The organism is Clostridium sp. CTA-7 (genome assembly GCF_054768095.1).
Map to the genome: position 1 here is coordinate 1 of NZ_BAAAAV010000007.1, position 22,916 is coordinate 22,916.

Below are 22,916 nucleotides of genomic sequence, written 5' to 3' on the forward strand. Positions count from 1 at the left end.
AAAAGGCTATTTCACTTGGAATATGCAAAGTTAATGTAGCAACAGATTTAAAAATACCATTTTCTGATGCAGTAAAGAAATACTTTATTGAAAATCCAGATGCTAATGATCCAAGAAAATATATGGCTCCTGGTAAAGAAGCTATGAAAAAAATAGTTGCTCACAAAATAATGGTTTGTGGAAGTAATGGACGAGCTTAATAGGAAAGGGGGAGAGTTTAATGATATATACACTAACAACTAATCCAGCAATAGATATGAATTTTACAGCAGAAAGTTACGAATCATTTAAGGTTAATAGAACAACTAACTTAAATTACTCTCCAAATGGTAAAGGAGTAAATGTATCTCTTGTATTAAATCATTATGGAGTAGAAAGTAAAGCTTTAGGATTCTTTGGGGGATTTACAGGTAAGTTCATAGTAGATGAACTTGAGAAATTAGATATACAAGTAGGATCATTTTGGATTGATGAAGCAACTAGAATTAATGTTTTTATAGATACAGTAGATAGTAAAGAATTTAAATATGTTAATAAAGGGCCCTTTGTACCAAGAGAGACTCAAGAGAATCTATTAAGCTATTTAGAAAAATCTGAGGATTGTAGTTATTTGATTATAAGCGGAAGCTTGCCTTTGAGTATAAATGAAGATTATTATGATGAGTTGTTACAGATATGTAGCAAAAGAAAAATTGATGTGATTTTAGATATAAGTTCAAAAAAATTAAAAGATTTACTAAAATATAATCCTTTATTAATTAAGCCAAATGATGAGGAAGTTAAAGATATATTTGGATTAGATATAAATAATGAAAAAGATGCTTTAGATGTATTAAAGTATTTAAAAAATGAAGGAGCTCAAAATATTCTTTTAACTTTAGGAGAAAAGGGAATGTATTTTTATAATGGTGAGAAAGCATATTATTGTACAGCACCTAAAATAAAACTTTTAAGCTCTGCTTGTGCAGGTGACTCATCATTAGCAGCATTTCTAAGTGAGTGGCTAAAAGGTAATAACATCGAATATGCATTAAAGAAATCTTCAGCAACAGGAGCAAATGTTGCTGAATCAAGTGGACTTGGGACTTTAAGCAAAGTTAATGAATATATAAATTTATTAGAGGTTAGGGAGGTAATTTAAATGAAAAAAATTATTGCTGTTACAGGATGTCCAACTGGTATTGCTCATACTTTTATGGCAGAGGAATCATTAAAAAAAGCAGCTAGAGAAATGGGTGTTGAAATTAAAGTTGAAACTAATGGTGCCATTGGTGTTGAAAATGAGTTAACCAAAAAAGATATAAAAGAAGCTGATGGTGTAATAATAGCTTCAGATAAAGATGCTAGAGTTGATAGATTTGTAGGGAAACCAATTATAGAAACTTCAGTGCAAGATGGAATACGTAAACCAAAAGAGCTTATTCAGGCTATATTAGATGGAAAGGCTCCTATAAAAAAGTCAATGATAGATGAAAATAAAAATAGTAATCAAAAAATAGAAAAGAAAGATGAAGTTATAGGGAAAGAATCATTTGGTAGAAGTATATATAAGCACTTAATGAATGGCGTTTCTCATATGTTACCATTTGTTGTTGCTGGTGGAGTATTAATTGCAATCTCTTTTTTATGGGGGATATATTCAGCAGATCCAGCTTCAGATCAATATAATAAAATTGCAGCAATGCTTAAAGGAATAGGTGGAACAGCATTTTCCATGATAGTTCCAATATTTACTGCCTTTATAGCATCATCAATAGCAGGTAGACCAGGTATGGTTGCAGGTTTTGTAGGTGGATTGATAGCAGCTTCAACAGGAGCTGGATTCTTAGGGGGAATAATTGCTGGTTTCTTTGCAGGATACTTAATGCTTGGATTAATTAAATTGTTAAAGGGACTTCCAAGACAATTCGAAGGTTTAAAATCAATTTTCTTATTACCTATACTTGGAATACTTGCAACAGGTATTCTAATGACTTTACTTGGTGAACCAGTAGCATATTTAAATAACTCAGTTATGAGTTGGCTTGCATCATTAGAATCTGCGAATCCAATACTCTTAGGACTAGTTATTGGTTGTATGGCAGCGTTTGATTTTGGTGGACCTGTAAATAAAGCAGCATATATTACTGGAACAATGCTTTTAGCACAAGGAAATTATTACTTTATGGCTGGTGTTTCAGCAGCGTGTATAACTCCTCCATTAGTAATAGCATTAGCGACAACAATATTTAAAAAACAATTTAATGAAGAAGATAGAGCAGCAGGTTTAGTTAACTATATCTTAGGGTTCACACATATAACAGAAGGAGCAATACCTTTTGCAGCTAAGGATCCATTGAGAGTTATTCCTATATTAATGGCAGGATCATCTGTATCAGCTATATTAACTTATTTAATGAAAGTTCAAGTTCCTGCACCACATGGTGGATTCTTAATACTTCCAATAGTAGAAAAACCATTTGTTTGGGTAGGATGTATATTAATTGGTTCATTAGTTGGAGCTATATTATATGGATTATATAAAACAAACTTAAATAAAAAATTATCATAAACAAAAAGCTTTAAAGGAGATTTTTACTATGGAATTAAAAGATTTAATTAAAGAAAGTACAATAAAACTAGAACTTGTTTCTACAGATAAAAATTCAGTTTTAGATGAAATGATTGAACTATTAGAAGATGATAAAGTAGTTACTGATAAGAATAAGTTTAAAGAAGATATATTGGCAAGGGAAGAATTAAGTAATACAGGAATTGGTTTTGAAATAGCTATTCCTCACGCAAAATCAAAAGCAGTAAAAGAACCAAGAATAGCAATTGGATTAGCTAAAAATGGGATAGATTATGGTTCAATAGATGGACAAGATATAAAAATGATTTTTATGATTGCAGTTAATGAAGAACAAAGTGATTTACATTTAAGGGCTTTAGCAAATCTCTCAAGAAAGTTAATGCATACGGAATTTAGAGAAGGTATATTAAATTGTAAATCTAAAAAAGAAATAATTGATATGTTATAGAGTGAAAAGGGGCTATTTTAAATAGTCCCTTTTCATAATAAATTATATAAAGATAATTTATTATAGATATGTTTTATTTAGGTTACTTTATTTATTTAATCTTTTTTAGATAGTACTTGCTTCCCATTTAAATACAAATTCATCAAGTATCTTACGAATTGTTTTGCCTATAATAGAATAGTCTTCATCTCTTAAATTTGCTAATGAAATTCTTATAGACCATTCTGGTCCGTCAAATCCAGCTCCGCTTAATAGTACTATTGATGATTCTTGTGCTAATCTATAGAGTATTTCAACAGGCTTATAATTATCTTCAAGATATTTTGCAAATTTTTTACCGTAATTAGAATTTGCCCATTCTAATAAATCAAATTCTGTGTAGTATGATGCATCATAGATGTCTTTTCTTAAATCTAAACCAAGGCCATCAAATAATAATTTTTGACGCCTATGACAAATTTCTATAGTTTGATTTTTATATTTATTTTTATCATCTAACAAGGAAAAAGCACAAAAAAATGCCATTTGAACTTGTTGAGGTGTAGAAAGTCCAGCTGTATGATTTAAAGCAACTTGCCTACTATCAGCAACAATTCTATCTATAAAAAGAATATTTTCTGGATTTAATTGCATGGCACTATATCTTCTATTTAAGATCTCCTTGTTATCTTTAGATAGATTATTAAGAAGTTTATCAAATACATTTTCTTCATGAATTGCTATTGTACCTAACCTCCACCCAGTAACTCCAAAATATTTAGAAAATGAATAGACCCCTATAGTATTATAAGGTAAATCTGCCATTAGTGATCTAAATTGAGGAAGAAAGGTTCCATAAACATCATCAGATATTATCATTAGCTCCTTATTATATTCTGTTACAATAGAAACTAAATTTTTTCTACATTCATCACTTAAAGAAACAGAAGGTGGATTACTTGGATTAACTATAAATAATGCTTTTATAGAAGTATCCTTAAGTTTTTCAAGCTCTGATAAAGGATATTGCCAAGTATGTGTTCCATTAGCTGTTATCTCAGAGGCTTTTATTGGAATTATTTCTAAATCATATCTAGGTAAATGAGGTATTTCTAAATATGGAGTAAAAATAGGCACCATTATAGCTATTTTATCTTTAGGATTTAATAGCATATTTGAATTTAAAGTGTCAAATATATAGCACATTGCAGCAGTAGCACCCTCTACCGCAAAGATATTAAATCTACCTGATGGAGGTTTATTGTAGCACATTTCCTGAACTAAGTAGTCATGGACTATTTGTTCTATATGAAATAGCATTCTATCTGGAAATGGGTAGTTATCTCCAATAATGGCATCTGTTAATTCATATAAATAATTATCAGCATCAAACTTTTTTTCTTTTATACCATATTCAATTATACTTTGTAGTAATTCAATTCCAGGTAAGCTTTTATTTTTAATTGCGAATTTATTGAATCTATCATAAATTCCCTGTTTTTTAGGTGTCCCTGCTAAATCATTAGAGCTAAAAACTCTTTTTGTTTCTTCGACGGCAAAAAGTCCAAAGGTAAAAAATGCTTCTCTAGGAGTAGAAGCAGTCCAATTTGGATTCCCCCTACCAGCATCTAAAAGTGCACGAGTTGTTTTTTTATTTTCACCCTTAGCTAACTCTATTAATTTATTTTTAAACTCAAATGGACTTATTTTACCATAGATTTTTTCAATTTCTTTACGTTGTAAATTTTTGTCCATATATTTTCTCCTTAATAAAAAATTTTATTTTAGTTTTTGTAGATAAGATAAATATTATTCCTTAAATATAATAATTTAGTGAAAAATATTTACAATAAATAATAAAAAATATATATAGGTTCTATTAAAGTTTCTACATTTAATATAGTATTTCAATTTTTGTAAGTTATATAGTTATAAGATGATTTTAAAGAACCTATATATGTAAAATTTAAAAATATATATGATTCTAATTCGCTATTAAACTTGCATTTTGACTTTTAACTATTGATTTTAATTTAAACATAGATAATGTAGAATATTAATTAGAACATATATATAATAGCTTAAACTTTATTTTAAGTAAGAAAAATAGCAGAGTAAAAGGGGAGTATATAATGAATCTGAATTTTGAAATAGTTAAGGATTTAGAAAAAAGAATATTAGTTATTGATGGGGCAATGGGAACTAATATTCAAAAATTTATGTTAAAAGAAGAAGATTATAGAGGAGAACTTTTAAAGAACTTTAAATTTAATCAAAGGGGTAATAATGATTTATTAAGTATAACTAATCCTAAGATTATTGATTCAATACATAGAAAATTTTTAGATGTTGGTGCAGATATAATTGAAACTAATACACTAAATTCCAATAAAATATCACAAAAGGACTTTGGTCTTCAACACTTAGTTTATGATCTGAATTATAAGAGTGCTAAACTAGCAAAAAAAGCTTGTGATGATTACCTAAAAAAGGACGGTAAGAAAAGATATGTTGCAGGTGCAGTAGGACCAACAAATAAGATAGTTTCTTTATCTTTAGATATTGAAAATTCTAAGTGTGGTAATATTTCTTTTAATGAATTGAAAGATGCTTATAAAGAACAAATAGCCGCTTTAATGGATGGAGGAGTAGATTTAATTTTAATAGAAACTATTTTTTCCTCATTAAATGCTAAAGCTGCCATTATGGCCTCCAATGAAGTTTTTAGATTTAAAAATAGAAATCTTCCTATAATGATATCAGGAACAATATCAAATGAATCTGGAAAACTCTTCTCTGGAGAAAATTTTTCAGACTTTGCTAAGTCTATAAAAGATGAAAATGTAATTTCAGTGGGATTAAATTGTTCATTTGGATCAAAAAATTTAAATCCATTTATAAAGGAATTATCAGAAATACAAGATTTCTTTGTATCTGTATATCCAAATGCAGGATTACCAGACAAATTAGGACTTTATGAGGAATCTCCAGAGATAACATTAAAATATATTGAAGAAATGCTAAAGGAGTGCTACTTGAATATTGTAGGTGGTTGCTGTGGTACTACTTATGAACATATAAGATTAATTTCAAATGTATCTAAAAAATACAAGCCAAGAATTATAAGAAAATTTTCAAGTTCAAATATATAATAAATTAAAACGATTAAATTTAAAAATAAGAGGGATAAAAATTTCAGTAAAATAGAGCAAAGTGCTAAATACATAACCTTGTTTAGTTTTATTATAAATTTTTATAGAAAAAAGGATAATCAATGAATTTGAATATATAGATTTTTAGTGTATTATATAATTAATGAAACAAATGAATGTGAGGGAGATTATTTATGAAAACTTTAGTAATCAATTGTGGAAGTTCATCTTTAAAGTATCAATTAATTGATATGAGTACAGAAGAATCATTAGTTCAAGGACTTGTAGAGAGAATTGGAATTGATGGCTCTATATTAACTCAAAAAGTAGAAGGAAAAGATAAATACATAATTAAAGAATCAATGCCAAATCATAAAGCAGCTATTAAATTAGTTTTAGAAGCTTTAGTAAATAAAGAACATGGTGTTATTGAATCTATGGATGAGATATCTTCTGTTGGACATAGAGTTGTTCATGGTGGAGAAAAATATTCAGAATCTGTAGTTATAGATGATAAAGTTTTAGATTCAATTAGAGACTGCATATCTCTTGCACCACTTCATAATCCACCAAATATAGTTGGGATTGAAGCTTGTAGAGAGCTTATGCCAAATACTCCTATGGTAGCAGTATTTGATACGGCTTTCCATCAAACTATGCCGAAGGAAGCATATATTTGTCCATTACCATATGAACTTTATGAAAAATACGGAATAAGAAAGTATGGTTTCCATGGTACATCCCATAAATACGTTTCTGAAAAAGTTGCAGAGGTTATGGGGAAAGACATAAAGGATTTAAAAATAATAACATGTCATTTAGGAAATGGTTGTTCTTTAGCAGCTGTAAAGGGAGGAAAATCAATAGATACGTCTATGGGATTCACACCTTTAGCTGGAGTTATGATGGGAACTAGATCAGGAAACATAGATCCATCCGTAATCAGTTTTCTTGTTGAAAATCAAGGATATAATATTAAGGAGATAGGTGACTTATTAAATAAAAAGTCAGGTGTTTTAGGAATATCAGGAGTATCATCAGATTTTAGAGATGTTATCTCAGCAGCTGAAAATGGTAATGAAAGAGCAAAACTTGCTTTAGATATATTCCATTATAAAGTGAGAGCACAAATTGCTTCTTACGCTGGAATAATGGGTGGGGTTGATGTTATAGTATTTACAGCTGGTATAGGTGAAAATTCATCATTAACAAGAAAAGAATGTTTAAGAGGATTAGAATTCCTAGGATTTACTATAAATGATGAAAAAAATTCAATTAGAGGTGAAATTCAAGAAATTTCAAATGAAGAATCAAAAGTTAAGGTTTATGAAATTCCTACAAATGAAGAATTAATGATTGCAAGAGATACTTTTAAATTAGTAAATAATAAATAATATAAAAAATAGTCTATATGTAGCAAAAGCATATAGACTATTTTTATACTTATATTAGCTATAAATATGCTTTATATAGAAGAAATATTAATTGTACTTAGATTTTTCTTTTAAAAACAATTTATACTTTAGAAAAATTTATTGTATATTGAGACTAGGAAAATGACTTTGGATTAGATGTATATACTAATAGACTACAGGATACAATTACATATAAAATTCATATAAGTTCTTATTAAAAACGATTGATGAAAATTTAATTTTATAAAACCATAAAAATTCATATATTATTTAGAAATTTGAAGATTTTAAAAGATAAATAAATCTTATTTAAATAATTAGAAGTTGTAAATAATAATCATTATTTGTATAATTACATTATAAGAAATTTAAATATAAAGGAGAAAAGTTATGATATCAGTTTGTCCAACATGTTCAGGAATAGAAATAGAAAAGTTAGAAGAAAAGTTTGGAAAAGATAATATAGAAGTAAGTTGTATTGGAGAATGTGGAGGTAGAGATGGGTTAATCATTGCTTATGCAAATGGAAAATATATCGAAGCTGAAACAGAAGAAGAGTTTATAAAACAAATAGAAGAATAGAATGCTTAACACCTTAGGGTAATATAACTCTAGGGTGTTAAATTTTTATAATTAAAATAGTATATAATGTATTAATAAAGGAGTGATAATAGTGAATAACTTAAGTAACAGGAATAAGGGGATAATATTTTTAATATTCTCAGCCTTTGGATTTGCAGCAATGTCTGCCTTTGTAAAGCTATCAGGAGATTTACCATCCTTTCAGAAGACTTTCTTTAGAAATATAGTATCCTGTGTTATAGCATTAGTGTTTATTATAAAAAATAAAGAAAGTTTTTTTGGAAAGAAAGAAAGTCAAAAGTTATTAATATTAAGATCTGTATTAGGAACTATCGGTATAGTTTTAAACTTTTATTCAATAGATAAGCTTGTTTTATCAGATGCAAATATGTTGAATAAGTTAAGTCCTTTTTTTATAATAATATTTTCAGCTTTATTTTTAAAAGAAAAAATTAACTTAAAGCAAATTTTGGCTATAATTATAGCTTTTATAGGAGCTCTTTTTATAATAAAGCCAAGCTTCAATTTAGATATGATTCCATCAATTATGGGATTTTTAGGAGCAATTTTTGCAGCTGGTGCATATACTTGTCTTAGAGTTTTGGGGGGAAAGGAAAAACATTATACAGTAGTATTCTATTTTTCATTATTTTCATCAATAGTAATTCTTCCATTTATGATGGCTGTATATACTCCTATGACTATAGAGCAACTAGCTTATTTAATAATGGCAGGGGTTTTTGCAAGTATAGGACAATTTGGAATAACTATTGCATATAAATATGCTCCAGCAAGGGAGATATCAATATTTGATTATTCAAATATAATATTCTCAGCTATAATAAGCTTTTTTGTTTTTGGAACATTACCAGATTATTTAAGCTTTATTGGTTATTTCATAATTTTTTTAGCCTCTTACTATATTTTTAGTTATAATAAAAGATTAGACAAGCTTGAGAGAAAATAATTTGCAAAAAGTTAAATTATTTTAATTATATTATATATATAAACATAGAATAGTATTATATATTATAATTAAGAGGGTTGGTGATTAATAATTGATAGGTTTTATTATTGTTGGTCATGGAAAATTTGCAACAGGGCTATATAGTGCTTGTAAGCTTTTTGATAAAACTTATTCAAATGTTAAAGCAGTTGATTTCCTTGATGGTGATACTTTGTATGAATTAGATAATAAAATTAAAGTAGCATTAAATGATTTAGAAGTATATGAGGATATAATAGTGTTTTGTGATTTGTTTGCAGGAAGTCCATTTAAGATGGCTTTAATGAATTCTATATATGATTATAATAGATTCACTGTTTTATCTGGTGTAAACTTACCAATAGTTTTAGAGGGGATTATGATAGGACAGAACTCCACTTGTGATCCAATAAAACTTATTAAAACACTAAAAAATGAATTCCCAAGTACATTGGTTCATACAGTAGATGAAAAGAAGGTAAAATAACCCCTCCCATTAGTTGAGAGGGGTTTTATTTAGCCTAATATTTTCTTTACCATAGGATTTATTTTTGATCTATCGAACTTTCCATTAACTTTTGGCATAATTTCTTTCATTATTTTTCCCATATCTGAAACTCCATAGTTGCCATTTGTAATTATATCTTTAAGCATAGACTCAACTTCTTCTTCACTTAATTGTGCTGGAAGATATGGTGTTAATAAATTAATTGCGAAATTTCCTTCAGCAATTTTATCATTGTCATTTAATTGAATAGCGTATTGAAGAGCTTCTTTAAGTTGTTTAATTTGTTTTTCTATGATTCTTACAACATCTTCATCAGAAATATCTTTTCTTTCATTAACTTCAAAAGCTTTGATTTCTGAATTTACTAATCTTAAAACACTAACTGTTTGCTTATCTCTAGCTTTCATTGCAGCTATTTCGTTCTTTTTTAATTCTTCTTTTAACATATTTACTCACCTCACTGGTAATACTTACAATAAACCATATAGTTTATTCCTGTTAAAATTATATACTTTAAGGAATATTATTGCAAGGAATCTAACTAAGAGTAGTTTATTAATCTAAATTTATATATCTGCCAATAGGTAAACATTTTGAATTTGCTCCATGACCAATATCACTGGTTTTAGCTATTGGAATATTAGTATCTTTAAGTTTTTTAATTATAATATCCTCAACTCTAATAGAGTTTTGAGATTTTTCTAATTCTGTAAAGCTACCTAATAAAATACCATTAAGGTTATTAAATGCACCAATTTGTTGATATTGCGTTATAAATGTAGAAATTTTATTAATATCTCCACTTAGAGCTTCAAGAAAAAGTATCTTATTATTAAAATCTGGCATATATTCTGTTCCAGCCAATTTTAAGAAACATCTGATATTACCACCAATAACTACTCCATTCATAGAATTTCCTTGAATCCATTTATAATTAAAGTCATATAAATTATTTTCTCCATCTATGATACTATTTTTAAAATTAGAAATTTGGTTTATGCTATCTTCTCTTATAAGATTTCTAAGTTGGTAGTTGTAATTTATAGTTTTAGACTTTTTATATAGTGAATTTAAAATCACTGTTAAGTCACTATACCCAAAAAAAGGTTTGTTAGCTTCAGATATATTATCGTAGTCTAAGTAATCTAAAATTTCATTACACAAGTCTCCACCAGATAAATCAAAAATAGCTTTTATATCTTTATTTAGATAAAAGTTCATAAGCTCTTTTGCTCTAATCTCAGCATCATAAGAAATACCTTTATCATTTTTATATAGTACATTGGAACATATAACATTTATTCCAATGGAAGATAAAATATTAATTAAATTTTCTATATTAATTTTCATATTCTTATCTAGTCCATTTGAACAAGAAATTAACCCTAGTGTGTCATTAACATTCAATATATTTTCCATAAAAATCCTCCATAAATATTTATTAATTTAATTTTAAGTATAAGAAAGAAGAAGAAAAAAATCAAATAAACTAAAAATTTAGCTTGTTAAAGTTTTATATTATGTATATTTAATAAAGAATATTAACATTATAGGATGAATATTTTTATAGTATAGAAGTTTATAAGTGGAGGATATATGAAGTATAGACTTTATGTAAATGGGAGATGTAAAAATTCAAGAAACTTTCAAAGTGATATTGGTATTGGTGGAGTAATTTTAAGTGATGAAGGGAAAGAAATATCATTTTCAAGAAACATAGGGATTGGAACTTGCTGTGAAGCTCAAATTTATGCTATATTTTATGGAATCGATGAAATATTAAAGCAAAATAATGTAACTAGTATAACAGTTTATTTATCTAATTTGATGGTTGTTGATTATTTAAACGGTAATAAATTATATCTAAACCCAAGTACAGAAATTTTAGTAAACAAATTAATTAACTTTATAGAAACGTTAGAGATTTGCATATATTTTAAGTATTTTGAAGTAAATGAGTATAATTATGTTAGAACATTGGCTGAAGATGCAATAAATTTATAGAGAGCCTTTGTAAATAATACCAATGTATAGTAAGATATAATTGTAATGTAGTAAATAAATAAAAGGGAGTGATTTTATGGTTAAGAAATTACAAGTTTATAAATGTGAAATATGTGGCTCTATGGTTGAAGTTTTAAATGAAGCAAAAGGAACTTTAGTATGTTGTGGTAAACCAATGACACTTTTAAATGAAAATACTGTAGATGCAGCTGTAGAAAAACATATTCCAGTAGCAGAAGAAAAAGATGGACAACTTTTGGTAAAAGTTGGAGAAGTTGAACATCCTATGATAAATGAGCACTTCATTCAATGGATAGAAGTTATAACTAAGGATGGAGAAGTTGTAAGAAAAGATTTAAATCCAAATGAAAAACCAGAGGCTAAATTTACAATAAATGGAGAAGTGGATAGAATTAGAGAATATTGTAATTTACATGGATTATGGAGTACTAAATAATATAAAAATAAAATGCTATCTTAGAAATCTAGGATAGCATTATTTTTTATTCTTTAGGAAATTATAAAAAGTTTACCCAGTGAATAACTTTTTATAATTCCTTCCTTCAGCTTTGAAGTTCACCTATGTAATTTTGCGATGACTTGGAGCGAAGTGACGGAATAAGCGAAACTTACATAGGTGAACTTTTTTATTTACTTTATTATATACAGGTGATAGAATTACACATGGTAATAAAAAAATGGAGGTAATACAGATGAAAAAGTATTATAGTATCACTACTTTTTTGACTTTTGGTATTTTTAGTATATTGACTACATTCTATTTTCCTTATTTAAACCAACAAATTGGTTTGAATTTATCAGAAGTTGGACGAGTAGTATCTATAGGAGCGTTATTTACATTAATTGCGCAACCTATATTATCAAATAAATTTTCAAAGGCAAAAAATAAAAATAGATTTATATTAATTTACTTAGCCATTGTATTTATAGCTATAGTAGGATTAATGTTTATAAATAAGGATTTGTCTATAATATTTGCTCCAATATATGGTTCAGTTTTAGGCTCTGTAGCTGGAATATTTGAAATATATATAGAGGAGTTATCAATAAAAAATGGATATGAATTTTCAGATATAAGAAAATGGGGATCTATTGGATATGCATGCATAGTATTTATAGCAGGAGGAATTATTACTACCTTTGGTTATAGAATATTACATTTGCTTGCACTAGCTATGATTATTGCTATGATGCTTACTATTGTATTTAAACTTAATGATAATGTAGAAATTAAAGAAGTTGCGAACAATACAAAAATAACAGATTTATTTAAGAATAGAAATATTATTTTGCTTGTAATAGTAGTTTTCTTAGGTATGGGTAGCTACATGGGGCTAGATTTTGCTTATTCATCATATTTAGTTGATATAGTTGGAGATGTAGATAAAGCAAATAAAATTTATAGTACATCAATAAGCTTTAGAGTAGTAATTGAGTTTTTCTCATTTATGCTAGTTGCTAAGTATATAAGTAACGCAAATAGTAAAAAATGTCTTACTATAGCATTATCAATAGCAGCAATTAAGGTACTAATGTTTTCAAGTGGCAGCGTAGTACTTATAGTCCTTGGAGATCAGCTTCATGGAATAATGTATGGATTATATTTAAGCTTTTTATTTAAATATTTAAGAGAAATATTAGATGAAAGTTTAGTTGCAACTTCCTTTGCAGTTCTTTCTGTTTTAAGCACAGGAGGCTCTAACTTTATATATCCGTCTATATATAGTTTAGTCCAAGGGAAATTTGGATATAGTGGAATGTATATAGTTGGATTTATATTATTAGTTTTATCTGTAATAATATTTTTTACTTTCCTACCTAATTCAAAAAGTAAGATTAAATTGAATGCATAAACTATTTTGAGGTATTTATGAAAAGAAAAGTAAATATTAATAATTTAGAAATTGAATATAATTTAATATTTAAAAATAAGAAAAATATTTCAATAAAAATAGATGGTGAAGGAGAGATACACGTATTTTCACCAAAGGGCATTAGCCATGAATATATTAATAAAGTTATTATAGAAAAAAGTAATTGGATATTAAAAACCCTAAAAAAAATAAATAAAACTAATCTAATAAAAGAAAATAAGAGATTATTTTTAGGTGAATACTATAATTTGGTTATAAAAGAATCAAAGCTTAATAATATCTATATAGATAATAAAAATTTAGTAATAAATAGTTTATGCTTAGAGGATGAATATATAAAAAATGAAATAATGAATTGGTATAGAAAATTAGCAACAGATATTATTGGTAATAGAGTAATGGAAATTTCTAATAAAATTTTGTTAAAACCATCTAAAATTATTATTAAAAATCAAAAAAGTTTATGGGGGAGTTGTAACTCTAAAAAAGAAATTAGGTTAAATTGGAGATTAGTGTTAATGCCTTATTTCGTAATTGATTATATTATAATCCACGAGTTATGTCATATTATACATATGAATCACTCAAAAGATTTCTGGGACTTAGTTAAACAGTATTGTCCTAATTACAAAGAAAGCAAAAATTGGCTAAAAGAAAATGGAGCTATGCTAATGAATTTAGTATAGCTCTATTTATATTATTTAAAATTATAAATAGTTATTTTATAACATTTATAACATTATTTTTATAAAATTAGTATTTCATATTTTTTAATATAATTATATAATGGTAATTAATCATCTAAATCTGTGTCATAACAAAAGGATAAAATCAGTTATTTAAAGTTTATTTTTATCTTTCTTTATTTTAATATATAATTTCCTTAAAAATTAGTATTTAAAATTTATTAATTCATTTATCATAAGATTCACTTTGAAAATTATCATTTCAATAATTATCAAAATATTTCTTATATTTATTTAAAGTCTTAATAATTTTCTTTTTAAAATTCAATTGTTTATTAAATTTTATAGATAAAAAAGTTATTATGTATTTAAAATAATATTTAATATATAGTGATTTTTGGAAAATAGTTTAAAGTTTATCTTAGAAATATAGATTTTGAATTTGTTTTAGTAATTTAAATTATAATTTTTATATACTTTATAAGTTTTTTATAATGAAGATTTGGAATACTAATTTTATCAATAAAACTTAGGAGAAAACATATGAAAAAAGTTATTATTTTATTACTACCAGCAATTTTAATTCTTTATGCTTGTACAAATACAAGTAAAACAGATATTAATGAAGAAGAAACTAAGAAACAAGAACAAAGTGATTCAAATGAAAGAAGGATAGAGAATAAAGATGATACTATTATTTTTAGAGCCACATCTAAAGAAAGAGATGTAGATATAAAGTCTCTTATAAAAAAGGTAGAGAAGGATCTTAATTCTAAAGGATTTTCATCAAAAGTAATTAATAGAGATGGAAACTCATTATATATAATGACTACTGGCTTGGAAGTAAAAGATATAAGAGTTCATAAACTTAATATAGAAAATAAAAATAAATTTAATATTCATGAATATATAACTAAATATAGAAATGAAAATTATGAAGCTTTATCTAAATCATTAGAAAATGAAGAATATTTAATTATTCCAATTAATATAAAAAAGGATTTTGAGGAAGAAGCAATATCATGGATTACTAGTGATGGAACTATTAAAGTATATGAAATAACTGAAATCGAAACTTATGAAGAATAAATATTTTAATTAGGAGGGGTGTTATGAAGAGAATTATAAAATATTTATTAAAAGAAAAAAAAGCCTTAGCTATTGGTACAATTTCTATGATATTAATTATATCTATAGATCAAATAACACCTATGTTGCAAAAAATAATAGTTGATAATGGAATAATAAATAAAAATTATTCTATTATTTTACCAATATTATTTGGATTTTTAATATTAACATTGATAAAGGCAATATTAGGTTATTTAAAAGAATATTTATACGATTATATAGGTGTAAAAGTTCATTTTGATTTGAGAACAGAATTGTTTTCGCATATACAAAGCTTTGAATTTAATTACTTTGATAATACTAATACAGGAGAATTAATGTCTAGAATAGGCGAAGATATTGAGAATATATGGCAAACTATTGGATTTGGACTTAGGCTTTTTGTTGAAAATATATTATACTTTATATTTAGTACAATAATATTATTTTATTTAAACTGGAAACTAACATTGATTTGTTTAATTATATTAGCACCTATAGGAATTATAGCTTATAATTTAGAGAAAAAATTAAATAAAGGATACGAAGAAATTAGTGATAAAACGGCAGAAATAAATACAATGGCACAAGAAAATATAGCTGGAGTTAGATTAGTTAAAGCATTTAGTAGAGAAAAGCATGAAATAAAGAGATTTTTATCCTTAAATAAGGATTATTATGATCTTAATATGAAGCAAGCGAAAACAATTTCTAAAAACTTTCCTTTCGTGGAGTTTTTGACAAATATAAGTCTAGTTGTAATGATAATATTAGGGGGATATTTTGTATTAATAAATGAAATATCATTAGGAACTCTTATTGCATTTTCAGGATATATATGGAATCTTATTTGGCCTATGAGAATGATAGGATGGCTTATGGATATACTATCAAAAAATAAAGCATCTGCCTTTAAAATATTCAATATACTAGATAGGAATACTAAAATAGATACTGAAATAGGTGAAAAAGTTCAAGATATAAAAGGTGATATTGAATTTAAAAATGTATCTTTTAAATATAATGATGATCTAGTATTAAAAGATATAAACTTAAGTATAAAGTCAGGAAGTACAGTTGCTATTATGGGAGCTACAGGATCAGGAAAGTCTACTCTATTATCTCTTATAGGAAGGTATTATGATGCAACTAATGGAGAAATAAAGATAGATGGAATAAATGTAAAAGATATTAACTTAGGTGCTCTTAGAAATAACATGGCAGTTGTACAACAAGATACATTCTTATTTTCAGATACAATTAAAAATAATTTAACATTTGGAAATAGTAGTGCATCAATTGATGAAATAAGGGATGGAGCAAAAAAAGCTTGTGCTTTAAATTTTATTGAAGATTTAGAAAGTAATTTTAAAACTGAGGTTGGCGAAAGAGGAGTTGGACTTTCAGGAGGGCAAAAACAGAGACTATCAATTGCAAGAGCAATAATTAGACAAGCTCCAATATTAATATTAGATGACTCAACTTCGGCATTAGATATGGATACCGAGCATGAGTTATTAAAGAACCTTAATTATATTAAGAAAAATAAAACAACTTTATTAGTTGCTCATAGGATATCAGCTGTTAAAAATGCAGATTTAATAATATTTATGAAAGATGGTTGCATAATAGAAAAGGGAAATCATAATGAGCTTTTAAAGAAAAAAGGACACTATTATAAAGTATATCAAGAGCAATTTAAAGATTTCAATAATTTGGAGGTTATTTAAAATGCCTAAAGATAATGAAATGATTAGAAGCAAAAAAGAAGTTATTTTCAGGCTATTTTCATATTTAAAAAGGTATAAGCGAGAAACTATAATCTCGATAATACTTATGGGCTTGATTACTATTTCAAATAATTTAAATCCTTATTTAATGAAAATAGCTATAGATGATAACATAAAAAATAAAGATATAAAAGGATTAGTTCTAATTGGAATATTTTTAATTATAATAAATATATTCACTCTTATTTTTTCTAAAATAAAATGGAAAATAGTTAGTTATGTGACCAATAATATATTAGTTAATATAAGGATGGAATTATATACTCATATTCAAAAGTTACCATTTACCTTTTTTGATAGTAGACCTGTTGGAAAAATATTAGCTAGAGTAATGGGAGATGTTAATTCATTAAAAAATTTATTTGATCAAAGCATACAATCAGTTATACCAGAATTGATTAATTTGTTATCAGTAATTATTTTCATGTTAATGTTAGATGTAAAGCTTGCAATAGCATGTATTTTATTGCTTCCTATTTTAGGTCTAGGAATGTTTTTCATAGAAATAAACTCAAGAAAAAGATGGAGTGAATATAGAAGTAAAAGATCTATATTAAATGGTTTTACACATGAAGATATCTCTGGAATTAAAGTAGTTCAATCATATGCCAAAGAAAATTCTACGGATTTAAAATTTAAAGATTTAGTTTGGGATCACTTAGAAAGTTTTTTAAAGGCTGTAAAGATAAATGATTTTATTTGGCCATTAGTAGAACTTTCATGGGGAGCAGGAACTATTGTAGTTTTTTTTGTAGGTTATAGGTTAATAAAAACCGGTAGTATAGAAGTAGGAACATTAATTGCCTTTACAATGTATATAGGTATGTTTTGGAGGCCTATAATGAATTTATCTAACTTTTATAATACATTAATAACAAATTTATCGGCAGGAGATAGAATTTTTGAAATTTTAGATATAGAACCATTTATAAAGGATGATTTAAATAAACCTGATATTGGATCTATTAATGGTGAAGTAAAATTCAGAAATGTATCTTTTGGATATGAAGATAGCTTAGTTTTAAAAAATATATCTTTTAATGTTAAGAAAGGGGAAAAGATAGCACTAGTAGGTGAAACTGGCGCAGGTAAAACAACAATAGTGTCATTATTAAGCAGATTTTATAATCCCAATGATGGAGAAATATTAATAGATGATAAAAATGTAATGGATTATAATTTACACTCATTGAGAAGTCAAATGGGAATTATGCTTCAAGATACCTTCTTGTTTTCTACTACAATAAAAGAAAATATTAGATATGGAAAGTTAGACGCTACAGATGAGGAAATAATTGAGGCAGCAAAAGCTGTGAATGCTCATGAATTTATATTATCTTTAGAAAATGGATATGATACAGAAGTAAATGAAAGAGGTTCAAGGCTTTCATTAGGCCAAAGGCAACTTATATCTTTTGCTAGAGCATTATTAGCAAATCCAAGGATATTAATATTAGATGAAGCTACATCTAATATAGATACTCAAACTGAAATAATAGTTCAAAAAGGTATAGAGAAACTTTTAGATAATAGAACATCTTTTGTTATAGCTCATAGACTTTCTACAATTAGAGATTGTGATAGGATAATTGTAATAGAAAATGGTGAAATTCAAGAAGTTGGTTCTCACGATGATTTAATTAAAATTAAAGGAATATATTATAATTTATTTAAAGCACAATATAGTTTTTTAAATGAAGGTGCATAAAACAAGGTATATTTTTAAAATAATACTAGAAAAATATCAATATAGTATTTATAATAGATTTATAAAACTTTTAGAAAAGTAATAAGGAGAAAAACATGAGAGCTGTATATAGAAACCCAAAGGAGTTAGCAACTTGCTTAAAAGATTTAGTTGATAATTATTTAGAAGATTTATTAACTTATGATGATTTAGAAAGTAAAGTAAAAAAAATAGTTTCTGCAAATGGAGATAGAGTTTATAAGGAAGGTAAAATTTCATTGAAAATCTATCCTTACCTTGGTGATGAAAGAGTTGAAATAATTGATAAAATAATTAAAAGCTAAAACAAATAAAAGCCTCCATAGTTAACTATGGAGGCTTAATTTTAAATATAATTATATATTAAGAATATTGAGTTTCTTTTCTTCGTATTGAATTTTATCAAGCGAATGCTTTAGCGTTAAAAATTCCATTTCAACTTTATCAATTTTTTTAGATATAATTTCTCTATATTTTTCTGAAGTAGAGTTTTGATTTTGATCTAATAATAGGCTTAGCTCTTCAGAAAGCTCAAACATTCTTAGCGCTGCTTCATAGCAACTATTTATTTTCATTGAATCACCTCAAAACAATAATAACAATATTATACAATAAATGTAAGAAATAGTCAAATGTTATAAATGTTTTAATATTATATATTTAAAAAATTTAATATTATTAAGGATAATATATTAAAATATATTTAAATGCTTATAGTATAAATGTGTTAAATTATGAGGAGTATGCTTATGATAAATAAAATTATTAAAGACTTTAAAGAATATAGACCTTATATAAATGGTTGGAAGGAGATGAAAAGGGCGTCTGTTGTTATTTTGCTTGCAGAAATAAATAATAAATTAAATATAGTTTTTGAGGTAAGAGCTAAACACATGAGAAGTCAACCAGGAGATATAGCATTTCCTGGAGGAAAAATAGATGATAATGAAAATGAAAAGGAAGCAGCTATAAGAGAAGTATGTGAAGAGCTAGGGTTAAATAAAGAAGATTTTGAGATAGTATCTCCACTTAACTTATTAATAACACATTATGATCTATTAATACATCCATTTTTAGGATATATAAAAAATTTTGAAAATATTGAAATTAATAAAGATGAAGTAGACCATATATTTCTAGTTCCACTAGAGTACTTAATAAATACAGAACCTCGTGAAGAGATTAATAAAATATTAGTTGATAGAACCAGTGATTTTCCATTCCACTTAATTAATGGTGGCGAAAGATATAAATTTAAAGAAGGTAAATATAAATCTTTATTCTATGTATATAATGATTATGTTATTTGGGGAATTACCGCTAGAATTCTTGAAGACTTTTTATATTGTCTAAAAAATAAAGGCTAGAAAAATTTTTCTAGCCTTTTATTTAAATACTATGAAGTATAAAATACACTATAAATATAAATGAAATTATGTACATAGTAATTGAAAGTTGATCTTTCTTTTTAGTTATAAATTTCATTATTGTATATGAAATAAAACCAAATGCTATACCGTCTACTATGCTAAAAGTTAATGGAATTAATACTATAATTAAAAATGCAGGTATAGCCTCTGAAATATCATTAAAATCAATATGAACTATTCCTTTAATCATTAAGCTTCCTATGATTATTAAAATTGGTGCAATTACTTCATTAGGAATTAAGCTAATAAATGGAATAAATAATAATGAAATTAAAAGAAGTAGTCCTGATATAAATGATGTTAATCCAGTTTTTCCGCCAGCAGCAATTCCAGCAGAGCCTTCGACTGTAGAAACTGAGGGACTAGTTCCAAGCAAACCACAAGCTATTGTAGAAATAGCTATAGCATTTAAAGCTTTATTTTGTTTTTCAGGAGATTTCAGCAATCCATTAATTTGCCCATGTAGTAATCCTATATTTTCAAAAACTAATACTAATGTTAAAGAAAATGTAGCAATCCAAAATGGAATAGTGAAAAAGGCGCTTAAATCTATATTAAAGAAAATCCCTTTATATTCACTAAAATTAGGAAGAGTAAACCTTAATCCAGTTGTATCAATAAAATTCAATGCTATAGCTGCTATTGTTCCTATAACTATACTTATTAAAAAACCTCCAGGAATATCTTTTGCAAATAGTATTACTGTTATTAAAAACATAACTATAAAAAATATTACTCTAGGATCTGAAAGAGATCCTATTTTAACCATAGTAGAAGGATCAGAAATTATTAGGCCTCCTTTTTGCAAACCTAAAAATGTAATAAATAAACCTATTCCTATGGTTATTGCTTCCTTTAAGGAGTTTGGTATAGATGTATCTAATATTTTGGCTAGTGGAGTAACAGCGACAATTAAAAATAATACTCCTGCAACAACTACACTTGCTAATGCTTGATTAAATGAGAGTCCCATACTTAAAACTATTGTATAAGTAAATAATGCATTAATTCCCATACCAGGCATAATTACAAGAGGAGCATTGCTCATTAAAGATACTAATAAACATCCAATAAATGAAGCAAGTACTGTTGCTATTATGAGTGGCTCTTGTGATATTCCTCCAGCGCTTAAAATACTAGCATTAACTACAATAATATATACTGCAGCAAAAAAAGAAGTTAACCCAGCAACTAGCTCGGTTTTAAAATTTGTTTTGTGTTCCTTAAGTTTAAATAGTTTGTTCATCCTTTCGTTAAAAACCTCTTCTCTTTATCCCTCGCCCGCCCACATCCATCGATGCCTAGATAATTATACCATTTAATTTTTAATATTAAAGAGTTTAAGCAAATTAAAGTCAAATTTTATACATAAAAAGACAAAATTTTACCTTTAAATATACTTTTATAAAATTACAGTAAATTTATTCATTAAAGCATATTATATAAAATCAAACATGTTGACAAATATCTTTTTAATATTATAATTAAATTATAGTACACCCCTAGAGGGTGGGGGAGGTATAACATGAACGATGAAAGAAAAAAATCATTACAATCTTTAAAAACTGCTAAGGGACAAATTGAAGGAATTATTAAAATGATTGAAGAGGATAGGTATTGTATTGATATTTCTAACCAGATTTTTGCAGCACAATCATTATTAAAAAAGGCTAATTTAATAATATTAGAAAACCATTTGTCTCACTGTGTTAAAGATGCATGTATAAATGGTCAAGGTGATGAAAAAATTGATGAGATAATGAAAATTTTAGATAAGATTATAACAAGATAAAATATATTATTAGGAGGACAATGATATGAAAAAGAAAATAAATATTGAAGGAATGAGCTGTGGTCATTGTGTCGCTCACGTAAAAGAAGCTTTACAGGAATTAAAAGGAGTTTCTTCAGTTGAGGTAAGCTTAGAAGAAAAAAATGCTACAATAGAAACAACATTAGATAATAATACATTAATTTCAGCTATAGATGAGGCTGGATATGATGCTATCTCTATAGAAGAAATATAGTATTAATATAAAAAGATAAATGTTTACATAGAAACATTTATCTTTTTATATTTTATTTTAATTTAGATATTATCTCATTCATATCTTTAATTGATAGATTTAAATTTTCTAAATCGTCTACATCCAATGAGGATATTTTATTATATAAGTTTGCCTTAATATTTTTTTCTCTTTCCTTTATAAAATCATATGCTTTATCTGTTAGTTTTACTTTTATTTTTCTTCTGTCATCAGGATCAGTATACCTGCAAACGAAATCTTCAACGATAAGTTTATCAATTATAGGTGTCATATTCGGCTTTGAAATACACAAATGTTCTGCTATTTCAGAAACAGATGAGGATTCTTTTCTAGAAAGAAAATAAATAACTTTAGCATGGGAAGGGGGGATATGAAGCCCTTTAACCATTTGATTTGCATTAAAAAGTTTATTATGTATGTGCATTAATAAACCAAATAAATTATTTGATACCTCCTCAATATTATTATTAGTATTATTACTCATGGATATCCTCCTTTATTATTACTTATTATAAGTATAAACTATTTTTTTTAGTTATACAATAATAAAAGTTATTGACATATAATAGTTATGAAAATATAATTA

General features: G+C 26.2%; 26 protein-coding genes. 20 read left to right on the forward strand and 6 right to left on the reverse strand.

Annotated features, from left to right (window positions below):
* From ACYUEX_RS13220 to ACYUEX_RS13235, 4 genes are all read left to right on the forward strand, one after another.
* Nucleotides 1-200: class II fructose-bisphosphate aldolase (locus ACYUEX_RS13220; protein ID WP_460288608.1), on the forward strand; the 200-nt coding region annotated here is incomplete at its 5' end.
* 20 nt (nt 201-220) lie between these two features.
* Nucleotides 221-1,141, forward strand: coding sequence for a 1-phosphofructokinase (gene pfkB, locus ACYUEX_RS13225; RefSeq protein WP_460288609.1), 921 nt, complete (start codon nt 221-223; stop codon nt 1,139-1,141).
* The gene (locus ACYUEX_RS13230; protein WP_460288610.1) at nt 1,142-2,551 is read left to right on the forward strand and encodes a PTS fructose transporter subunit IIC; all 1,410 of its coding nucleotides are present in this window, start codon (nt 1,142-1,144) and stop codon (nt 2,549-2,551) included. It begins immediately after the preceding gene.
* Between the two features lie 28 nt (nt 2,552-2,579).
* Nucleotides 2,580-3,020 carry a PTS sugar transporter subunit IIA gene (locus tag ACYUEX_RS13235; protein WP_460288611.1) on the forward strand — a complete coding sequence of 147 codons (441 nt, stop codon included), beginning with the start codon at nt 2,580-2,582 and terminating at the stop codon, nt 3,018-3,020.
* Nucleotides 3,021-3,125: 105 nt separating this feature from the next.
* On the opposite strand, the gene aspD is transcribed toward ACYUEX_RS13235, so the two are convergent.
* Nucleotides 3,126-4,754 carry an aspartate 4-decarboxylase gene (aspD, locus tag ACYUEX_RS13240; RefSeq protein WP_460288612.1) on the reverse strand — a complete coding sequence of 543 codons (1,629 nt, stop codon included), beginning with the start codon at nt 4,752-4,754 and terminating at the stop codon, nt 3,126-3,128.
* Nucleotides 4,755-5,131: 377 nt separating this feature from the next.
* Between aspD and ACYUEX_RS13245 the strand changes: the two genes are divergently transcribed.
* The 5 genes from ACYUEX_RS13245 to ACYUEX_RS13265 all read left to right on the forward strand — a co-directional run bounded on the left by ACYUEX_RS13245 (nt 5,132) and on the right by ACYUEX_RS13265 (nt 9,620).
* Nucleotides 5,132-6,151, forward strand: a complete 1,020-nt coding sequence (locus ACYUEX_RS13245; protein ID WP_460288613.1) for a homocysteine S-methyltransferase family protein — start codon at nt 5,132-5,134, stop codon at nt 6,149-6,151.
* Nucleotides 6,152-6,345: 194 nt separating this feature from the next.
* Nucleotides 6,346-7,545 (forward strand): acetate/propionate family kinase, encoded by a 1,200-nt coding sequence (locus tag ACYUEX_RS13250; protein WP_460288614.1) that lies wholly within the window; start codon nt 6,346-6,348, stop codon nt 7,543-7,545.
* A gap of 411 nt (nt 7,546-7,956) precedes the next feature.
* A complete protein-coding gene (locus tag ACYUEX_RS13255; protein ID WP_411167693.1) occupies nt 7,957-8,148 on the forward strand; it encodes a YuzB family protein in 192 nt (63 codons plus the stop codon).
* A gap of 85 nt (nt 8,149-8,233) precedes the next feature.
* Nucleotides 8,234-9,115, forward strand: coding sequence for a DMT family transporter (locus ACYUEX_RS13260; protein ID WP_411170691.1), 882 nt, complete (start codon nt 8,234-8,236; stop codon nt 9,113-9,115).
* A 91-nt stretch (nt 9,116-9,206) separates the two neighbouring features.
* Complete coding sequence (locus ACYUEX_RS13265) at nt 9,207-9,620, forward strand: PTS sugar transporter subunit IIA domain-containing protein (RefSeq protein ID WP_460288615.1); 414 nt, start codon at nt 9,207-9,209, stop codon at nt 9,618-9,620.
* Nucleotides 9,621-9,649: 29 nt separating this feature from the next.
* Here ACYUEX_RS13265 and ACYUEX_RS13270 read toward each other — a convergent pair whose 3' ends face one another.
* The gene (locus tag ACYUEX_RS13270) at nt 9,650-10,087 is read right to left on the reverse strand and encodes a GatB/YqeY domain-containing protein (protein WP_460288616.1); all 438 of its coding nucleotides are present in this window, start codon (nt 10,085-10,087) and stop codon (nt 9,650-9,652) included.
* 109 nt (nt 10,088-10,196) lie between these two features.
* Nucleotides 10,197-11,060: a S66 family peptidase gene (locus ACYUEX_RS13275; RefSeq protein ID WP_460288617.1), complete on the reverse strand. Its 864-nt coding sequence runs from the start codon at nt 11,058-11,060 to the stop codon at nt 10,197-10,199.
* Between the two features lie 177 nt (nt 11,061-11,237).
* Here ACYUEX_RS13275 and ACYUEX_RS13280 point away from each other — a divergent pair, with 177 nt between their 5' ends.
* The 8 genes from ACYUEX_RS13280 (at nt 11,238) to ACYUEX_RS13315 (ending at nt 19,157) form a co-directional block, all read left to right on the forward strand.
* Nucleotides 11,238-11,645: a hypothetical protein gene (locus ACYUEX_RS13280; protein ID WP_460288618.1), complete on the forward strand. Its 408-nt coding sequence runs from the start codon at nt 11,238-11,240 to the stop codon at nt 11,643-11,645.
* A 76-nt stretch (nt 11,646-11,721) separates the two neighbouring features.
* On the forward strand, nt 11,722-12,102 hold the full coding sequence (locus ACYUEX_RS13285) for a desulfoferrodoxin (protein ID WP_411167688.1): 381 nt from the start codon (nt 11,722-11,724) through the stop codon (nt 12,100-12,102).
* A 256-nt stretch (nt 12,103-12,358) separates the two neighbouring features.
* Nucleotides 12,359-13,519: an MFS transporter gene (locus ACYUEX_RS13290; protein WP_460288619.1), complete on the forward strand. Its 1,161-nt coding sequence runs from the start codon at nt 12,359-12,361 to the stop codon at nt 13,517-13,519.
* Between the two features lie 17 nt (nt 13,520-13,536).
* Nucleotides 13,537-14,226: a M48 family metallopeptidase gene (locus tag ACYUEX_RS13295; RefSeq protein WP_460288620.1), complete on the forward strand. Its 690-nt coding sequence runs from the start codon at nt 13,537-13,539 to the stop codon at nt 14,224-14,226.
* Between the two features lie 543 nt (nt 14,227-14,769).
* Nucleotides 14,770-15,315, forward strand: coding sequence for a hypothetical protein (locus ACYUEX_RS13300; protein ID WP_460288621.1), 546 nt, complete (start codon nt 14,770-14,772; stop codon nt 15,313-15,315).
* A gap of 23 nt (nt 15,316-15,338) precedes the next feature.
* Nucleotides 15,339-17,066: an ABC transporter ATP-binding protein gene (locus tag ACYUEX_RS13305; RefSeq protein ID WP_460288622.1), complete on the forward strand. Its 1,728-nt coding sequence runs from the start codon at nt 15,339-15,341 to the stop codon at nt 17,064-17,066.
* 1 nt (nt 17,067) lies between these two features.
* Nucleotides 17,068-18,834 carry an ABC transporter ATP-binding protein gene (locus ACYUEX_RS13310; protein WP_460288623.1) on the forward strand — a complete coding sequence of 589 codons (1,767 nt, stop codon included), beginning with the start codon at nt 17,068-17,070 and terminating at the stop codon, nt 18,832-18,834.
* A 95-nt stretch (nt 18,835-18,929) separates the two neighbouring features.
* Complete coding sequence (locus ACYUEX_RS13315) at nt 18,930-19,157, forward strand: TIGR04540 family protein (protein WP_411167682.1); 228 nt, start codon at nt 18,930-18,932, stop codon at nt 19,155-19,157.
* Nucleotides 19,158-19,208: 51 nt separating this feature from the next.
* Here ACYUEX_RS13315 and ACYUEX_RS13320 read toward each other — a convergent pair whose 3' ends face one another.
* Nucleotides 19,209-19,427 (reverse strand): hypothetical protein, encoded by a 219-nt coding sequence (locus tag ACYUEX_RS13320; protein WP_460288624.1) that lies wholly within the window; start codon nt 19,425-19,427, stop codon nt 19,209-19,211.
* A gap of 174 nt (nt 19,428-19,601) precedes the next feature.
* On the opposite strand from ACYUEX_RS13320, the gene ACYUEX_RS13325 reads away from it, so the two are divergent.
* Nucleotides 19,602-20,219, forward strand: coding sequence for an NUDIX hydrolase (locus ACYUEX_RS13325; protein ID WP_460288625.1), 618 nt, complete (start codon nt 19,602-19,604; stop codon nt 20,217-20,219).
* 22 nt (nt 20,220-20,241) lie between these two features.
* Here the strand turns inward: ACYUEX_RS13325 and ACYUEX_RS13330 are convergent, their stop codons facing one another.
* On the reverse strand, nt 20,242-21,528 hold the full coding sequence (locus ACYUEX_RS13330) for an NCS2 family permease (protein ID WP_460288626.1): 1,287 nt from the start codon (nt 21,526-21,528) through the stop codon (nt 20,242-20,244).
* A 279-nt stretch (nt 21,529-21,807) separates the two neighbouring features.
* Here ACYUEX_RS13330 and ACYUEX_RS13335 point away from each other — a divergent pair, with 279 nt between their 5' ends.
* Together ACYUEX_RS13335 and ACYUEX_RS13340 are read left to right on the forward strand one after the other, a co-directional pair.
* Nucleotides 21,808-22,074: a metal-sensing transcriptional repressor gene (locus tag ACYUEX_RS13335; RefSeq protein ID WP_411167679.1), complete on the forward strand. Its 267-nt coding sequence runs from the start codon at nt 21,808-21,810 to the stop codon at nt 22,072-22,074.
* 25 nt (nt 22,075-22,099) lie between these two features.
* The gene (locus tag ACYUEX_RS13340) at nt 22,100-22,309 is read left to right on the forward strand and encodes a heavy-metal-associated domain-containing protein (protein ID WP_411167678.1); all 210 of its coding nucleotides are present in this window, start codon (nt 22,100-22,102) and stop codon (nt 22,307-22,309) included.
* A gap of 52 nt (nt 22,310-22,361) precedes the next feature.
* Here the strand turns inward: ACYUEX_RS13340 and ACYUEX_RS13345 are convergent, their stop codons facing one another.
* Nucleotides 22,362-22,814, reverse strand: coding sequence for a MarR family winged helix-turn-helix transcriptional regulator (locus tag ACYUEX_RS13345; protein ID WP_411167677.1), 453 nt, complete (start codon nt 22,812-22,814; stop codon nt 22,362-22,364).
* Nucleotides 22,815-22,916: the final 102 nt, after the last annotated feature.

What these genes read in the sequence shown, in the direction of transcription:
- pfkB (WP_460288609.1), top strand. Translation starts at nt 221, where the DNA reads ATGATATATACACTAACAACTAATCCAGCAATAGATATGAATTTTACA.
- ACYUEX_RS13230 (WP_460288610.1), top strand. Translation starts at nt 1,142, where the DNA reads ATGAAAAAAATTATTGCTGTTACAGGATGTCCAACTGGTATTGCTCAT.
- ACYUEX_RS13235 (WP_460288611.1), top strand. Translation starts at nt 2,580, where the DNA reads ATGGAATTAAAAGATTTAATTAAAGAAAGTACAATAAAACTAGAACTT.
- aspD (WP_460288612.1), bottom strand. Translation starts at nt 4,754, where the DNA reads ATGGACAAAAATTTACAACGTAAAGAAATTGAAAAAATCTATGGTAAA.
- ACYUEX_RS13245 (WP_460288613.1), top strand. Translation starts at nt 5,132, where the DNA reads ATGAATCTGAATTTTGAAATAGTTAAGGATTTAGAAAAAAGAATATTA.
- ACYUEX_RS13250 (WP_460288614.1), top strand. Translation starts at nt 6,346, where the DNA reads ATGAAAACTTTAGTAATCAATTGTGGAAGTTCATCTTTAAAGTATCAA.
- ACYUEX_RS13255 (WP_411167693.1), top strand. Translation starts at nt 7,957, where the DNA reads ATGATATCAGTTTGTCCAACATGTTCAGGAATAGAAATAGAAAAGTTA.
- ACYUEX_RS13270 (WP_460288616.1), bottom strand. Translation starts at nt 10,087, where the DNA reads ATGTTAAAAGAAGAATTAAAAAAGAACGAAATAGCTGCAATGAAAGCT.
- ACYUEX_RS13275 (WP_460288617.1), bottom strand. Translation starts at nt 11,060, where the DNA reads ATGGAAAATATATTGAATGTTAATGACACACTAGGGTTAATTTCTTGT.
- ACYUEX_RS13280 (WP_460288618.1), top strand. Translation starts at nt 11,238, where the DNA reads ATGAAGTATAGACTTTATGTAAATGGGAGATGTAAAAATTCAAGAAAC.
- ACYUEX_RS13285 (WP_411167688.1), top strand. Translation starts at nt 11,722, where the DNA reads ATGGTTAAGAAATTACAAGTTTATAAATGTGAAATATGTGGCTCTATG.
- ACYUEX_RS13290 (WP_460288619.1), top strand. Translation starts at nt 12,359, where the DNA reads ATGAAAAAGTATTATAGTATCACTACTTTTTTGACTTTTGGTATTTTT.
- ACYUEX_RS13295 (WP_460288620.1), top strand. Translation starts at nt 13,537, where the DNA reads ATGAAAAGAAAAGTAAATATTAATAATTTAGAAATTGAATATAATTTA.
- ACYUEX_RS13300 (WP_460288621.1), top strand. Translation starts at nt 14,770, where the DNA reads ATGAAAAAAGTTATTATTTTATTACTACCAGCAATTTTAATTCTTTAT.
- ACYUEX_RS13305 (WP_460288622.1), top strand. Translation starts at nt 15,339, where the DNA reads ATGAAGAGAATTATAAAATATTTATTAAAAGAAAAAAAAGCCTTAGCT.
- ACYUEX_RS13310 (WP_460288623.1), top strand. Translation starts at nt 17,068, where the DNA reads ATGCCTAAAGATAATGAAATGATTAGAAGCAAAAAAGAAGTTATTTTC.
- ACYUEX_RS13315 (WP_411167682.1), top strand. Translation starts at nt 18,930, where the DNA reads ATGAGAGCTGTATATAGAAACCCAAAGGAGTTAGCAACTTGCTTAAAA.
- ACYUEX_RS13320 (WP_460288624.1), bottom strand. Translation starts at nt 19,427, where the DNA reads ATGAAAATAAATAGTTGCTATGAAGCAGCGCTAAGAATGTTTGAGCTT.
- ACYUEX_RS13325 (WP_460288625.1), top strand. Translation starts at nt 19,602, where the DNA reads ATGATAAATAAAATTATTAAAGACTTTAAAGAATATAGACCTTATATA.
- ACYUEX_RS13330 (WP_460288626.1), bottom strand. Translation starts at nt 21,528, where the DNA reads ATGAACAAACTATTTAAACTTAAGGAACACAAAACAAATTTTAAAACC.
- ACYUEX_RS13335 (WP_411167679.1), top strand. Translation starts at nt 21,808, where the DNA reads ATGAACGATGAAAGAAAAAAATCATTACAATCTTTAAAAACTGCTAAG.
- ACYUEX_RS13340 (WP_411167678.1), top strand. Translation starts at nt 22,100, where the DNA reads ATGAAAAAGAAAATAAATATTGAAGGAATGAGCTGTGGTCATTGTGTC.
- ACYUEX_RS13345 (WP_411167677.1), bottom strand. Translation starts at nt 22,814, where the DNA reads ATGAGTAATAATACTAATAATAATATTGAGGAGGTATCAAATAATTTA.